Source organism: Mesorhizobium tamadayense (assembly GCF_003863365.1).
GTDB classification, from domain to species: domain Bacteria; phylum Pseudomonadota; class Alphaproteobacteria; order Rhizobiales; family Rhizobiaceae; genus Mesorhizobium; species Mesorhizobium tamadayense.
Map to the genome: position 1 here is coordinate 1 of NZ_RQXT01000244.1, position 472 is coordinate 472.

The following is a 472-nucleotide window of genomic DNA, read 5'->3' on the forward strand; positions in this document are numbered from 1 at the left end:
TACATCAACCCGAAAGCCGTAATCGCGGAACTCACGGCTCTTCCGGAGACGGTTGAAAAGGTCCGCGGCTTGCTATGCGACTACGGGCGCATTGTTCGGCAAGAACCTGGGAACCGAGCGTTTGCCTGCCGCCAAGTCGACGGTCGACCAGATAAGTTTGTCGTCTACGAGGTCTACGCGGACCAGTCGGCCTTCGAGACGCACCTTTCCGCACCCGATAACGCTCAATTGAACAACAAGCTTGGGACCCTCTTTCAGGGTGGGGTTCAGTCCTGACCTTCCCGATACCAGTTGAGTAAGCGAGACTCATTAAAGGAGTCGCATTTCGCGGAGACCCACGATCATGCACCACAACAGGCCTCACGTCGAAGACATACGCGCGAAGAAGCGACGGGGCGAAAAGCTTTCGATGCTCTATGTCACCAGCACGGAGGAAGCCGCCGCCGCCGCCGCTGCGGGGATCGATCTCCTA

The 472-nt window shown here is 57.8% G+C and carries 1 protein-coding gene; it reads left to right on the top strand.

Annotated features, from left to right (window positions below; genetic code table 11):
- The coding region (locus tag EH240_RS37505; protein WP_125007304.1) for a putative quinol monooxygenase at positions 1 to 276 on the top strand (276 nt) is incomplete at its 5' end.
- Positions 277 to 472: the final 196 nt, after the last annotated feature.